The following is a 13,466-nucleotide window of genomic DNA, read 5'->3' as shown; positions in this document are numbered from 1 at the left end:
GTGGCGTTCGCGGGCGAGGAGCAGGGCGAGCTGGTTCGCTTCGGTTCCGCCGGTGGTGACGAGGGCGTCGGGGTGGGGGGTGTCGTAGAACTCGGCGGCGAGGGTTCGGGTGAGGAGGGCTTCGATCGCGGAGGCGGCGGGGGCCTGGTCCCAGGAGTCGAGCGAGGGGTTGAGGGCGGAGGCGGCGAGGTCGGCGGCGGCCGCGACGGCGAGGGGCGGGCCGTGGAGGTGGGCGGCGCACAGGGGGTCGGCGGGGTCGGCGGCGCCTGCGGCCAGGGTGTGCACGAGGGTCCGCAGCGCCTCGTGATCGCCGTGGCCCTTTTCGGGGAGTACGTCGCCCAGCGCGGCGGCGACGCGGGCCGCGAGGGCGTCGGGGCCACCGGCCGGAATCGGCCCGCCGCGCTCCGCGGCTCCGGTGCGCAGGGCTTCGAGGACGGTGTCGAGGAGCGGCCGCAGGGCTTCGGCGCCGGGGCGGCCGCCGGCGAGCGGGTGCGAGGGCGGTGCGGGCGGCGGGGTGCCGGGCGGCGCGGTCATGCGGTGTCCTCACGGGAACGGGTCTGCGGCAGGGGGCCGGCCCTGTCGTGGGGTGCCGAGGGGGCTGAGCGGCGGGCGCTGCTGCGGTGACAGCCTGGGGGCCCGACGGGTACAACGATCAGACCCGAACGGGGTAACCGCGCCGGGGGGCCGGGTATTGCATTTCGGCCGCGCCCCGGCGGTGGGGCCAGGCCGTCTCTTCCGGATCTTGCCGGTCAGGCAAGATCCGGAAGAGACGGTCTAGGTCAGGTCCACTCCTCCGCGGTCTCTTCGTGGTCGTCCTCGACGCTGTCGTCCTCGGGCTCGTTCTCGTCCGCGCCGGGCGGTCGGCCCTGGTAGATCGTGTTTCCCAGCATGCGCACCTTGGTGTCCAGCGCCTCCCATTCCGCCAGCGACCCGAACGTGTGGAGGCTGGTCTGGGCGATCTCGGGGGCGTCAGCCATCTCGACGAGTTCGTCCAACCTCTTGCCGGCCGTGTCGACGGCGTGGACCAAGGCCTGTCGCCTCACAGCGAGCCTCTCGCCCGGCGGCAGTTCGTCTTCGCCGCCTGCCGGTCGTTCGTCGAGTTCACGTGCCCTGACGGGATCCGAAACGCGAACGAGCCGGTACTGGGTGAGGGGCTCATCCGCGATTCCGCCGCGGTCCTTGCGACGCTTGTCGGGCCGGGTCAGGTCAATGTCGGGGATGGTGTACATCCGTGAGGTGTCACGTCCACCGAGTTGTTGTGGGGTGAAGGAGTTCACACATTCGCGGGCGGCATCGAACGAGTTGGCGGCGGTGGCGAGAATCCAGAGACCGTCTTCGGTCTGTGTGAGACCGGCCACGACGTTGTTGACATTTGACCGCCAGGGCACCGTGCGGCCCACGGCCGAACCGACATTGCGCGTGATGAGCTTGTCGGCTATGAGCGCGACCCCTCCGGCGACGGCCAGCGTCTCGCGGGCATCGGTGTCGCCGGCGAGGGCCGGGGCGACGAGGCGTGTGAAGTCGTCGCACGGAGCCGGGGCCCAGCCGGGATCCATGACGGCACGCGTCAGGACACCGCCGTTGGTCCAAGCGTTGCGGGCCTGGACCAGCGAGGCCTTCTTCTGTCCTCGCCAGGGCAGGTCGATGATCGGCCCCAGCAGTTCCGCGTAGCCCGCGATCTCCATGCGCCGTGTGCCCTTGATGTCCTTGGCGTGCTTCTTGACCTGCTCGAAGATCTCCGGCCTGGTGAGGTGATGCACAAGATAGACGGCTCGCCATAGGGGACTGCCCGGGATCCGCTGGTCACCGAAGACCAAGGGCAGCTCGGCGTACGAACGACGTCCCAGGGCGAGCCCGACGACGCCGTCCAGCAGACTGGCGCCGGATCCGCCGCCCAGGTGCACCCGCCGCAAGGCCCTGGAGCCGACCTCCACGTTTTGGGCGGCGGTTTCCCAGGCTTTGAACTCGACGTGCACAGAAGCGAGGATCGAACGCACGGCGTCGTCGAAGACTTCGTCTGCGGGGAGTCCGGCCGTGTGATGGCGGCGCAGCCCGACGGTGATCTGTGCCGGCACGGCGAGCGTCTGCCCCAGGCGCACGGAGCGGTCCGCCGGCTGGGTGCCTCCCAGTCCCTTGTAGAACTCGGCGCGCAGCTCTGCGAGGGCCTGCTGCCTGCCGACGGCCATGCGCTGGCCGAGGGGCTTCTCCGCGCCGCGCCTCTGGGGCTTCTCCGCCATCAGCACGTCGGTCGCGGTACGCGCGATGTCCTCGGGCGTAGGGCTCTCCTTGTCCGTAAGAAGGGCCCATGCACTGGTGAGGCGGGTGATCCCGTCCCGGACGACGAGAACGTCAATCGACTCGGATCCGTCCAGGAACGCGATTCGACATGGGTGTGCGATCACTGCACGCGTGATCCTGCGGGCGAGAATGGACTGGTCGTACGGCTCCGGATTGGCTCTCCTGGTGCCTGTGATGGTCTGCTGCAGGTGCATGCGCAGGTGACTGGCGTCCCGATACGTGTAGACGACGTTCGCGTGCGGTTCACCGTCCTCCCCGACGTCGCCGTGGACCTGGGGGTCCGGCACCGGGTACGCCTCTTGTCCGGTGCGCGGCTGAAGACCCGGGAAGAGTTCCGTGAGCCAGGCACGGGCATGAAGAGAGCGGAGTGTCGCGCCTTCAACGTGCTCTTCGATGAGAGCCGAGATGCTTCCCTTCTGGGCGCGGAGCTGCGCGGCCGCCGCATCGGGTGCGACGGTGGCCCGTGCGACCGCGTGCCAGGACTCGACGTTCAGCGAGGTGCCGAGGGATGCGAGGCCCGCCTTGACGAGACCTGTGCGGTCCGTTACGGAGGACAGCTCGGGCAGCGCCGGCTCGAACCCCGAGACGGTGAATTCCTCGCCCTCGTAGAGGAAGGTCAGCGTCTGGGGGCCCGGGTCCTCAGTGCGCCGATCTTCGCCTTCACGGCCCAGCGGCTCTTGGAATCCGGTGGGGATCGCCATGATTCTCCTTTGATAGTTAGGTCGGATCGTCAAGGTGGGCAGGGCACGGCACTGGCCTCCCGTGCCCTCGGGCGCTAGAATGGCGAAGTAGTCCGGGCGCGGGCCGATAGCGCACGCGTCAGGTCTGCTTTTACGAGACCCCAGCCGATGACGCTGGGGTTTCGTCGTTGTGGGGCTCAGAACTGCTGCGGCGGAGCGGCCTTCGGCAGATGCTGCGCATACCAGTGCCACATGTACGCGCGCTCCGGCTGCCGGGCGACCGCCTGGAAGGCGCAGTACGCGATCAGGTCGGCGGCCTGGATCCAGAGGGATTCGTGCGCCGGTACCTGCACGGCGGGGCGGGCGATCCGGGTCGGCCGGACGGCCTCGTGCACTTCGACGTACAGCCGTTCCGTGCCGTCGCCGTCCACGATCAGGTCGGCGCGCTCACCACTCTCCGCGAGGCCCCGGTCGAGCACCCTCAAGAGGCCGGCGTACGAGTCGGTCTTGGCGGTACGGACGTGGCGCGCGTGCGTGTACACGGCGACGGGGACGACCCCGGGATGGCAACCGATGAGGTCCAGGGCGGACTGGGCCATGCGGTACCGCTCGACACGGGCTGGGTTCAAGCCGTTGAAACGGCCCCGGCCGGCGAGAAACTTGTTGGAGTGGAGTTCGGCCTCGACCGGGACGCCGTGTTCCGCCTCCCAGATGGCGCGGAGGGCGAGCCAGTCGCTTTCGAATCCCCGCTTCCCGGTCACGGGCACGCTGATCCCGGCATGGATGCCGAGGAGTTTGGTTGAGGCTCCCGAATCGTCGATGGCGACAAACCTGTCGACGGAAGCACGCGCGTTGATGGCGACTTCGCCTTTCGCTGGATCCGGCCAAAGGGGTGTGCTGCGGCTGCACCGCAGACCCCTGGGGTGGGGATCCGTGCGATACGCGCTGCGTCAACTCGCCGACACGCACCGCGGACTGTCGCTCGCCCGTCGCCGCCCGGTCGGAATCGGGGACGACGCCAGCTCAAGGTTCCCGTCGGGAACACCCGGCCTGTGCCGAGTACCGCGCCGCGCCTCATCGAGAGGCTCGTACCAGAAAATCGTACCAGCGCGAACTGGTGGACCGTCAAATATGAAGTTCTACAGGCTCGTTGCGGGACCGTCGGCCACTCCGTCTCGGCGTGGCCGACGGTTCGACTGCGGCGAGCTTCCTCTCAGCTGCCGGAGCGGACGCGGAGGGCGCGGGCCAGGTCGTCGAGCTGGTCGACGAGCTTGCGGCGCAGGGCGGGGACGATGGCGGGGTCGTCGATGCCGGCGTGGCCGGCCCGGAGGTTGTCCTCGTCGACGGCGTGGCCGGGGAAGGCGTAGCGGCCTGCGGCTTCGGCGATCGCGGGGCCGCGGCGGGCGCCGAGGGCGATGGCTTCGGCGTAGAAGCGCGGTACGTACTCCCGTACGAGGTCGGCCTGTTCGGGCTGCCAGAAGCCCTGGGCGGTGGCGCTGAAGAGGTAGTTGGAGAGGGAGTCGTCGTGGAAGAGGCGCTCCCAGGCGGCGGCCTTGGCCTCGGCGGTCGGGAGGGCGGCGCGGCAGCGGGCGGCGCCTTCCTCGCCGGTGGCGCTGGGGTCGGCGGCCAGGGCGGCGTCGATCTCGCGCTCGCCGACGGCGCCGAGGACGGACAGCCGGGCGAGGATGCGCCAGCGCAGCTCGGGGTCGAGTTCGGGGCCGCCGGGCACGGTGTCGTCCTCGATCCAGGCGGCGAGGGTGTCGGGCTGGGTGGCGGCGTCGATGAGGGCGCGTACGGCGGCGAGCCGCAGGCCGGGGTCGGCGCCGTCCTCGGTGCGCCGCAGCAGGGCGCGGGCGATGGAGGTGAGGGTGGCGAGGGCCTCGGCGCGGTCCTCGGGGGCGAGGTAGCGGTCGGCGACGTGGTGGCGGGCGAAGGCGAGGACGCCCTGGACGATGGCCAGGTCGCCTTCGGCGGGCAGGTGGGCGCCGGCGGTGGCCAGGTAGGCGGCGGGTTCGAGTTCGCCGTCGCGGACCATGTCGCGCAGGGAGTTCCAGACGACGGCCCGGGTGAGGGGGCCGGGGATGGCGGACAGCTCGCGCAGGGCGGTCTCGACGGAGATCTCGTCGAGGCGGACCTTGGCGTAGCCGAAGTCGCCGTCGTTGAGGACGAGGAGGGCCGGGCGGGGGCCGCTGACGGAGACGATCTCGTCGGAGGGGACGTCGATGGTGAGGAGCTCGCGCGGCTCCAGGGTGTCGTCGGGGTCGCGGTCGTAGAGGCCGACGCCGATGTGGTGGGGGCGGGTGCCCTGGTGGTCGACGGTGAGGGTCCAGCCGCCGTGGCTCTCCTCGATGCGCGGGGTGAGGGTGTCGATGCCGGTGGTGCGCAGCCAGATGTCGGCCCAGGCGTGGACGTCGCGGTCGGTGTGCGCGGCGAGGGACTCGACGAAGTCGGCGAGCGAGGCGTTGGCGAACTTGTGGCGGGTGAAGTGGGTGTTGATGCCGGCGAGGAAGTCCTTCTCGCCGAGCCACGCGACGAGTTGGCGCAGGGCGGAGGCGCCCTTGGCGTAGGAGATGCCGTCGAAGTTGAGGAGGGCGCTGGCGGTGTCGGGTACGGCGTCGGGGTCGGGGGCGACGGGGTGCGTGGTGGGCCGCTGGTCGGCGTCGTAGCCCCAGGACTTGCGGTTGACGCCGAATTCGGTCCACGTGCCGGTGAAGCGGGTGGCTTCGGTGAGGGTCTGGTAGCCCATGTACTCGGCGAAGGACTCGTTCAGCCAGATGTCGTCCCACCAGCGCAGGGTGACGAGGTCGCCGAACCACATGTGGGCCATCTCGTGGGCGATGACCATGGCGCGGGTCTGGCGTTCGGTGTCGGTGACGGCGGAGCGGAAGACGAATTCGTCGCGGAAGGTGACCAGGCCCGGGTTCTCCATGGCGCCGGCGTTGAACTCGGGGACGAAGGCCTGGTCGTAGGAGTCGAAGGGGTAGGGCTCGGAGAACTTCTCGTGGTAGCGGTCGTAGCAGTCGGTGGTGATGGAGAGGATTTCCTCGGCGTCGGCGTCGAGGTGCGGGGCGAGGGACCGGCGGCAGTGGATGCCGAAGGGGAGCCCGGCGTGTTCGGTGCGGATGCTGTGCCAGGGGCCGGCGGCGACGGCCGCGAGGTAGGTGGAGATGACGGGGGTGGGGGCGGACTTCCAGATGCCGGCGCCGTCCGTGCCACGGTCGCCGACGCGTTCGGTGATGCCGTTGGCGAGGACGGTCCAGTGGGCGGGGGCGGTGACGGTGAACTCGAAGACGGCCTTGAGGTCGGGCTGGTCGAAGGCCGGGAAGACGCGCTGGATGTCGTCCATGAACATCTGGCTGTACACGTACGCCTCGCCGTCGGCGGGGTCGGTGAAGCGGTGCAGGCCCTCGCCGGTGCGGGAGTAGCGCATGCGGGCGGCGATGCGCAGTTCGTGGGGGCCTTCGCCGAGGCCGGTGAGGGCGAGGCGGTTGTCGGCGAGGCCGGCGGGGTCGAGGGGGCTGCCGTCGAGTTCGGCGGAGTGCAGTTCGTCCGGTTTCAGCTCCACGAAGGTGTCCCCGGCACTGCGGGCGGTGAAGCGGATGACGGTCGTGGACTCGAAGGTGTCGTCGCCGCCGGTGAGGTCGAGGGTGACGGCGTAGTGCTGGACGTCGAGGAGCTGGGCTCGGAGCTGCGCTTCGTTGCGCGTCAGTGCGGACATGGGGCCCATGCTGCCCGAAGGCCGGGCCCCGTTCGTCCGCTCCCGCCTACTCTTCGCCCGCGGCGATCGTCTCGTGGTGGCGGATGACCTCGGCGATGATGAAGTTGAGGAGCTTCTCGGCGAACGCGGGGTCGAGTTTGGCGTTCTCCGCGAGCTGGCGGAGCCGGGCGATCTGGTTGGCCTCGCGGGTCGGGTCGGCCGGGGGCAGCTGGTGCTTGGCCTTGAGGTGGCCGACCTGCTGGGTGCACTTGAAGCGCTCGGCGAGCATGTGGACCACGGCGGCGTCGATGTTGTCGATGCTGTCGCGCAGGCGGGCCAGTTCGGCGGCGACGGTCTCGTCGACGGCGCCGGGGGTGGCGGTGGCTGCGGTGGCGGCTTCGTCGGGGGCGCTGTTGTTCATGGTTCCCGAGAATACGTGGCGGGCGCGTGTGGTTCCTCGGCGAGCCGATCCGTGAGACGGGGCCCTTCTCAGAGCGGGAGGACGGCGGTGACCAGCCAGCCTCCCTCCGGGGCGGGTCCGGCGGTGAGGGAGCCGCCGAGGGCCTCGGCGCGTTCGGCCATGCCGACGAGGCCGTAGCCGCCGCCCCGGGCGGTCTCGGAGAGGCGGGCCGGGCGGCCTCCGTCGTCGGCGATGCGGACCTCCAGTCCGGCGGGGACGGTCCGCAGGCCGACGCGGACGGCGGTGGCGGTCGCGGCGTGCTTGGCCGTGTTGGTGAGCGCTTCGAGGACGATGCGGTGGGCGGTGGCGGCGACGTCGCCGGGGAGCCGGTCCGCCAGCCCTTCCTCCACGTACAGGGCGACGGGCGGGCCGGTGGCGGAGAAGCGCTCCGTGAGCGTGCGGATGTCGGCGAGGCCGGCGACGGGCGCGGTGCCGGGCCGGCCGCTGCCGCCGGGTGGCTGGTCCTCGCTCTCGCGGAGGATCTTGACGAGGCGGCGCATGGAGCCCAGGGCCTCGTCCCCGGCGGTCTCGATGCGGCCGAAGATCTCGGCGGCCCGTTCGGCGGAGACCTGGGTGAAGCGGGCGGCGCGGGCCTCCACGACGATGCCGGTGACGTGGTGGGCGACGAGGTCGTGGAGCTCGCGGGCGAGCTCCAGGCGTTCCGCGGTGCGTACGGCGCTCAGCTCGCGCACGCGCTGGACGGACTGGAGGCGCAGCAGGACCGAGTACGCGCCGACGACGACGGCCAGGACGGAGAACAGGAGCGTGAACCGGCCGGGGTTGGTGTCGCGGACGGGCACGGCCATGCAGCCGAGGCCGAGGAGGGGGCCGAGGACGGCGGCGGTGCGGGCGGGGGCGCGGAGCAGGACCTGGGAGAGGAGGACGAGGAGGGCGATGGCCTCGCCGCCGCCCCAGACGACGAGGGGGTGGTTGCCGAAGATGAGCAGGAGGGTGACGGTCCAGGTGACGGCGGCGGCGAACCAGGCGCGGGTGAGGAGGGGGACGGCGGGCCAGGGCGCGGCGCTGAGGCAGACGAGGATGCCGGAGATCCACACGGCGGCGTGCGGGAGGCTGGGCTGGCGGGCGAGGACGACGCCCTCGAAGGTGACGAGGGCCAGCAGGACGAGGGAGAGGGTGAGCCGGACCCCGTCGGCGGCGTGCGGGTGGCGGCGGGCCCAGGAGGCGAGCGGGCTCATGTCGGGGGCGCGGCCAGGCCGGATTCCCAGGCCCAGGCGGCGATCTCCACGCGGTTGCGGGCGTCGAGCTTCGTCTGGACGTTGGCCAGGTGGGTTTTGACCGTGGACAGGGAGACGAAGAGCTCGCCCGCGATCTCGGCGTTCGTACGGCCGCGGGCGACGCACCGTACGACGTCCTGTTCGCGTTCCGTCAGGGGCTCGGAGGGGCGGCGGGCGGCCTGGGCGCCGGCGGCCCGGGGCGCCATTTCGCGCAGCAGCCGTACCGTGATGGCGGGTGAGACGAGGGAGTCGCCGACGGCTGCCGCGCGGACCGCCTCAACCAGCATCGCGGGGCTGGCGTCTTTCAGGAGGAAGCCCGATGCTCCTCCGTGGAGCGCGGCGTGGACGTACTCGTCGAGGTCGAAGGTGGTGACGATCACGATGCGCGGACCGTCCCGGTCGGCGAGTCTCCGGGTGACTTCGAGGCCGTCGAGCTTCGGCATGCGGATGTCGAGGAGGAGGACGTCCGGCCGGTGTGCGGCGACGGCCGCGAGGGCGGCCTCGCCGTCGGCGGCGTCGGCGACGACCTCGATGTCCGGCTGGCTTTCGAGGATCATCCGGAATCCGGTCCTGACCATCTCCTGGTCGTCGGCGATGACCACTCTGATCGCCATGCGCTGCCTGCCCCACTGTCGCCCGCTGCGTGTGCCCTCCCATGGGACCGGCGGGCGCGTCGGCCCGCAACCGGGCGGGGCCGGGCCGGCGGGGTGCCGGCCGTGTGCCACTGCGGCCGACCTTACGCACGTACGGCGGCCGGCGCCTCGTCCTTCCGGCCCGGGTGCATGGGGCCGGAAGGACGAGGCGGGAGGGGCGCAGGGGGTGCTCAGGGCGCGGGGGGTGCTGGGGGTACTCGGGGTACCGGGGGCGCTGGGCTCAGAGGGTCGCGGCCGCGTTCTTGATGGCGGTGGCGAAGGTGGAGACCTCGGTGTAGACGCCGGGGAAGTTGGGCCGGGCGCAGCCCTCGCCCCAGCTGACGATGCCGACCTGGATCCAGGCGTTGTTGTCGTCGCGGCGGAACATCGGGCCGCCGGAGTCGCCCTGGCAGGTGTCGACGCCGCCCTGGGGCAGCCCGGCACAGATCTCGTCGCTGGGGACGAGGTCGCTGCCGTACGAGCTCTGACAGCTGGCGTCGGAGACGAACGGCACGGTGGCCTTCATCAGGTAGCGCTGCTGGCCGCCGCCCTCGCGGGTGGCGCCCCAGCCGGCGACGGTGAAGGTGCCGTTGTCGAAGGCCTTGGTGTCGGCGATCTTGAGGGTGGGCAGGTTGATCGGCTTGGCGAGCTTGATGAGGGCCCAGTCCTTGCCCTTGCCGTTGTAGCCGGGGGCCTGGAGGACCTTGGTGGACTTGACCTTGATGGCGCTGGAGCTGTTGAGGTCGACGACTCCGGCGGTGGCGGTGATGGAGGTGTTGTTCCCGGAGCCGCTCACGCAGTGGGCGGCGGTGAGGACGATCTGCTGGGTGTAGAGGGCGCCGCCGCAGCCCATGGAGAGGCGGACCATGAAGGGGAACTCGCCCTGGGCGGCGCGGGTGCCGCCGACGACGGGGGCCTGGGAGGCGCTGGCCGCGCCGGGCTGGAGACTGACGGCGGCGAGCGCCACCGCGCCGACGGCGAGGGTGCGCTTGAGGAGTGCGGCAAGGGTGGACATGGTCGACACACTGCCTTTCGTGGGGGGTTGGGCCGTGCGCGTCATCGGGTGAATGACACGTACATGTCACACCCATCTCTCGCCGGACATCAAGAACGCGTTTTCGGACAATCTGCGGTGTGGGGGACGGCATGACGCGCAGCGGCCGCCGCACCAGCCCCGTCGAGCACGGATTTCCGCATCTCGACACCGTCCGCGCCGCGGTCACGGCCCTGTTCCGGCGGCTCTCGTACGAGGGGGTCCGGGCCTACGACACGAGCTTCTCCCCCGCCGACGCCGCCTTCGCCGCCGACGAGGACCTCCACCTCGGCGCGCACCGCGTGGCCTCCGCGATCGTGGGCGCGCTGCGGCTGCCCGACGCCCGGATGGTGGTCTGCTTCCGGGCGATGGAGCAGGCGGCCACCGTCGAACTGGCCGCGGGGCCCGAGTACTTCATCGAGGCCAACGACCGCTTCCGCACCCACCGCCGCGATCTGGCCGCCGCCCTGGCGCACGAGGTCACGCACGTCCTGCTGCACCGGCTGGACCTGCGCTTCCCGGCCACCGCCGACAACGAGATCCTCACCGACACCGCCGCCGCCTACCTCGGCGTCGGCTGGCTGCTCCTCGACGCCTACCGCGAGGACGAGCTCACCCACCAGAAGCTCGGCTACCTCACCCCCGAGGAGTTCGGCTACGTCCTCGCCCGGCGCGCCCTGCTGCTCGGCGAGGACCTGTCCGCCTGGTTCACCAGCCCGCAGGCGTACGAGGCGTACGTGCGCGGCCGCGCGCTCGCCGAGCGGGAGCTGCGCCGGGCCCCGCTGGCGGCCGCGGACCGCGCCGAGCGGCGCCGCTACGCCCGGGACCGGCGGGCGGGCGCCGCCGCGCCGGGGGCTTCGTACCGCTTCGAACCGGACCCGGCGGGGACGGGGAGGGGGACGGGGACGCGGGTGAGCTTCCCGTGCCCGGTGTGCGGGCAGCGGCTGAGGCTGCCCGTGCGCGGGCCGGTGCGCGCCCGGTGCGGACTGTGCCGCACGGTGCTGGACTGTGACACATGACCGGAGGCCGGTGCGGAACCGGAGCGGGGGTCCGGGTCGGGGCCGGGGCCCGGGCCGGGGCTCGGCGAACGCGGCGCGGACGCGGGACGAGTCGAGGGACAAGTTGTCGGGCTGAGAGCGGTTCAAAGCACGGCCGGCGTGGGTAGTCATATCCCATCGCACGAGTGAAGGATCCGGCCCCGACCCCCCCGCCAGGGGGCCGGGGCCGTTCCTGCGTCACGGCCCCTTGCCGCGGACCTGTTAAGCCGTCACCGGCTCGGCGGCCGGAGCCGGTTCGGGCGACACCGCCGTGCGCGGCAGGGCCAGGCAGAGCACCGCGCTGAGCAGGAACCCGGCGCTCACCCAGGGCATCGCGGTGGTCAGGGCGTGCGTGGGGCCGCCGTCCGCGAGGGCGCCGAAGAAGACGCTGCCGATGACGGCCGCGCCCAGCGCGCCGCCGAACTGCTGGGCGGTGGAGAAGATCCCGGAGGCCCCGCCCGCGATGTCGGCGGGGACGGCGGACAGTACGACGTTCACCAGCGGCACGACCAGGAAGCCGAGTCCGGCGCCCGCGACGAGCAGGCCCGGGACGAGCGGCCATGCCCCGGTGTGCGCGGCGCTGGAATCGGAGACGGCGTACCAGACGTCCGCGAACCCGCCCGCCATCAGCAGCGCGCCACCGGCCAGGACGAGGCGGCCGAAGCGGACGGCGAGGGCGTCGGCGGCCGGGGCGGTCAGGAAGCTGCCGACGGAGAAGGCGACGGTGACCACGCCGGCCTGCATCGGGGTGTAGCCCTCGCCGCCCTGGAGCCAGATCGCGAAGACCAGGAAGAAGCCCTGCATGCCGACGGCGAAGAGCAGTTGGACCGCGAGGCCGACGGAGAAGGCGGGCAGCCGGAAGGCCCGGACGGGCAGCAGCGGCACGGTCGCCGTCCCGCGGCGGCGGGCTTCGAGGAAACCGAGGCCGACGACGGCGAGCACCCCGGCGGTCAGGCACAGCCAGCCCCACAGCGGCCAGTCATTGGCCTCGCCCTGGACGAGCGGCAGCACGATGGCGCTCAGGGCGGCGGCCAGGACGAGGCTGCCGGCCAGGTCGGGCCGGCCGGCGCCGCGTTCGCGGGTGGCGGGGACGAGGACGGCTCCGGCCAGGCAGGCGGCCGCGGCGACGGGCACGTTGACGAGGAAGATGGACCGCCAGCCCCAGCCGAACAGGTCGGCGTCGGTGAGCAGGCCGCCGAGCAGCAGTCCGACGGCGGCGGCGAAGCCGCCGACGGCCCCGTACATCCCGAAGACGGCGCCGCGCTCCTTGCCCTGGAACAGGGTGCGGAACGAGCCGAGCACCTGGGGCATCAGCAGCGCGGCCATGACGCCTTGCACGGCGCGGGCGGCGATCAGCTGGCCGGGGCTCTGGGCGAGGCCGCAGCCGAGGCTGGCGAGGCCGAAGCCGGCGGTTCCGGCGAGGAAGAGAGCCTTGCGGCCGTACCGGTCGCCTAGGTGCCCGGAGACGATCAGGGTGGCGGCGAAGCCGAGGAGGTAGGCGGAGACGAGCCACTGGAGGGCGCTCTGCGAGGCGTGCAGGTCCCGGCCTATGGAGGGGAGGGCGACGTTGACGACGGTCACGTCGAGCAGGTCCATGAGCGCGGCGACCATCATGACGACGGCGGCGGCCCAGCGGCGCGGATAGGGGGTCGCCGTCGGGTCCGGGGCCAGGTCCGGGTCCGGATTCGGGGGGGGGGGGGGGGGGGGGGCGGGCGCGGGCACGGTCATGGCGGGGCCTCCACATGTATTTCGTTCGGACGAACGAAAGACTCGCACGGAGGCGTGCGAGATCGCAACTCTTTCGTTCGACCGAACTAAATACTTGGTACGGTGGGTGCATGACCGACACGACCGACGAGAAGACCCCCCGCCGGGAAGCGGTGCTGGCCGAGCTGAACCGCACGGGCCGGGAGACGAGCGCGGCGACCGTGGTGTTCCACGAGGCGGCGGCCGCGAAGCAGGGCCTCAGCGCGACCGAGACGAAGACCCTGGACCTGCTCATGCGGCGCGGTCCGCTCACGGCGAAGGAGCTGTCCCAGCAGTCGGGGCTGGCCCCGGCCTCGGTGACGGGCCTGGTCGACCGGCTGGAGCGCAAGGGCTTCGTCCGCCGGGTCAAGCACCCGACGGACAAGCGGCGGGTCCTGGTGGAGGCGTTGCCGGAGCGGCTGGAGGAGATCCGGCCGCTGTTCGACGACTGGGCCCGCGAGGTGGCCGAGCTGTGCGAGGAGTTCACGACGGCGGAACTGGAAACGGTGATCCGCTTCCTCCAGGGCTCCAACGCCCGCCAACTGCGCGCGGCGGCCCGCCTGACGGAGTCCTGACCCCAGCCCGGCCCACCCCGGCCCGGCCCACCCGACCGCGGCCAACCCCGGCCCGGCCACCCGACCCCGACTC

10 protein-coding genes and 1 pseudogene are annotated in these 13,466 nt (G+C 72.1%); 2 read left to right on the top strand and 9 right to left on the bottom strand.

The window, feature by feature from the left end; all coding sequences use genetic code 11:
* The 8 genes and pseudogenes from ADK52_RS03710 to ADK52_RS03675 form a co-directional block, all read right to left on the bottom strand.
* A pseudogene (locus tag ADK52_RS03710) lies at positions 1–534 on the bottom strand (aspartate aminotransferase family protein); the annotation flags it as partial.
* Positions 535–779: 245 nt separating this feature from the next.
* Positions 780–2,999, bottom strand: a complete 2,220-nt coding sequence (locus tag ADK52_RS03705; RefSeq protein WP_053688336.1) for a hypothetical protein — start codon at positions 2,997–2,999, stop codon at positions 780–782.
* Between the two features lie 176 nt (positions 3,000–3,175).
* Positions 3,176–3,739 carry a hypothetical protein gene (locus ADK52_RS03700; RefSeq protein WP_053688335.1) on the bottom strand — a complete coding sequence of 188 codons (564 nt, stop codon included), beginning with the start codon at positions 3,737–3,739 and terminating at the stop codon, positions 3,176–3,178.
* 452 nt (positions 3,740–4,191) lie between these two features.
* Positions 4,192–6,696: an aminopeptidase N gene (pepN, locus tag ADK52_RS03695; protein ID WP_053688334.1), complete on the bottom strand. Its 2,505-nt coding sequence runs from the start codon at positions 6,694–6,696 to the stop codon at positions 4,192–4,194.
* 46 nt (positions 6,697–6,742) lie between these two features.
* Positions 6,743–7,096, bottom strand: coding sequence for a chorismate mutase (locus ADK52_RS03690; protein ID WP_053688333.1), 354 nt, complete (start codon positions 7,094–7,096; stop codon positions 6,743–6,745).
* Positions 7,097–7,164: 68 nt separating this feature from the next.
* The gene (locus ADK52_RS03685; RefSeq protein ID WP_053688332.1) at positions 7,165–8,331 is read right to left on the bottom strand and encodes a sensor histidine kinase; all 1,167 of its coding nucleotides are present in this window, start codon (positions 8,329–8,331) and stop codon (positions 7,165–7,167) included.
* Positions 8,328–8,984: a response regulator gene (locus ADK52_RS03680; RefSeq protein WP_053688331.1), complete on the bottom strand. Its 657-nt coding sequence runs from the start codon at positions 8,982–8,984 to the stop codon at positions 8,328–8,330. The genes ADK52_RS03685 and ADK52_RS03680 overlap by 4 nt, the downstream gene beginning before the upstream one ends.
* A gap of 259 nt (positions 8,985–9,243) precedes the next feature.
* Positions 9,244–10,017, bottom strand: a complete 774-nt coding sequence (locus ADK52_RS03675) for a serine protease (protein ID WP_053688339.1) — start codon at positions 10,015–10,017, stop codon at positions 9,244–9,246.
* Between the two features lie 131 nt (positions 10,018–10,148).
* Here ADK52_RS03675 and ADK52_RS03670 point away from each other — a divergent pair, with 131 nt between their 5' ends.
* A complete protein-coding gene (locus tag ADK52_RS03670; RefSeq protein ID WP_053688338.1) occupies positions 10,149–11,054 on the top strand; it encodes a hypothetical protein in 906 nt (301 codons plus the stop codon).
* 240 nt (positions 11,055–11,294) lie between these two features.
* On the opposite strand, the gene ADK52_RS03665 is transcribed toward ADK52_RS03670, so the two are convergent.
* The gene (locus ADK52_RS03665; RefSeq protein ID WP_324615875.1) at positions 11,295–12,683 is read right to left on the bottom strand and encodes an MFS transporter; all 1,389 of its coding nucleotides are present in this window, start codon (positions 12,681–12,683) and stop codon (positions 11,295–11,297) included.
* A 227-nt stretch (positions 12,684–12,910) separates the two neighbouring features.
* On the opposite strand from ADK52_RS03665, the gene ADK52_RS03660 reads away from it, so the two are divergent.
* On the top strand, positions 12,911–13,393 hold the full coding sequence (locus tag ADK52_RS03660) for a MarR family winged helix-turn-helix transcriptional regulator (protein WP_053688330.1): 483 nt from the start codon (positions 12,911–12,913) through the stop codon (positions 13,391–13,393).
* The last annotated feature ends 73 nt before the right edge of the window (positions 13,394–13,466 follow it).

Origin of the sequence: Streptomyces sp. WM6372 (genome assembly GCF_001279655.1) — a bacterium.
GTDB lineage: Bacteria > Actinomycetota > Actinomycetes > Streptomycetales > Streptomycetaceae > Streptomyces.
This window is presented reverse-complemented; position numbering and strand designations above follow the sequence as displayed.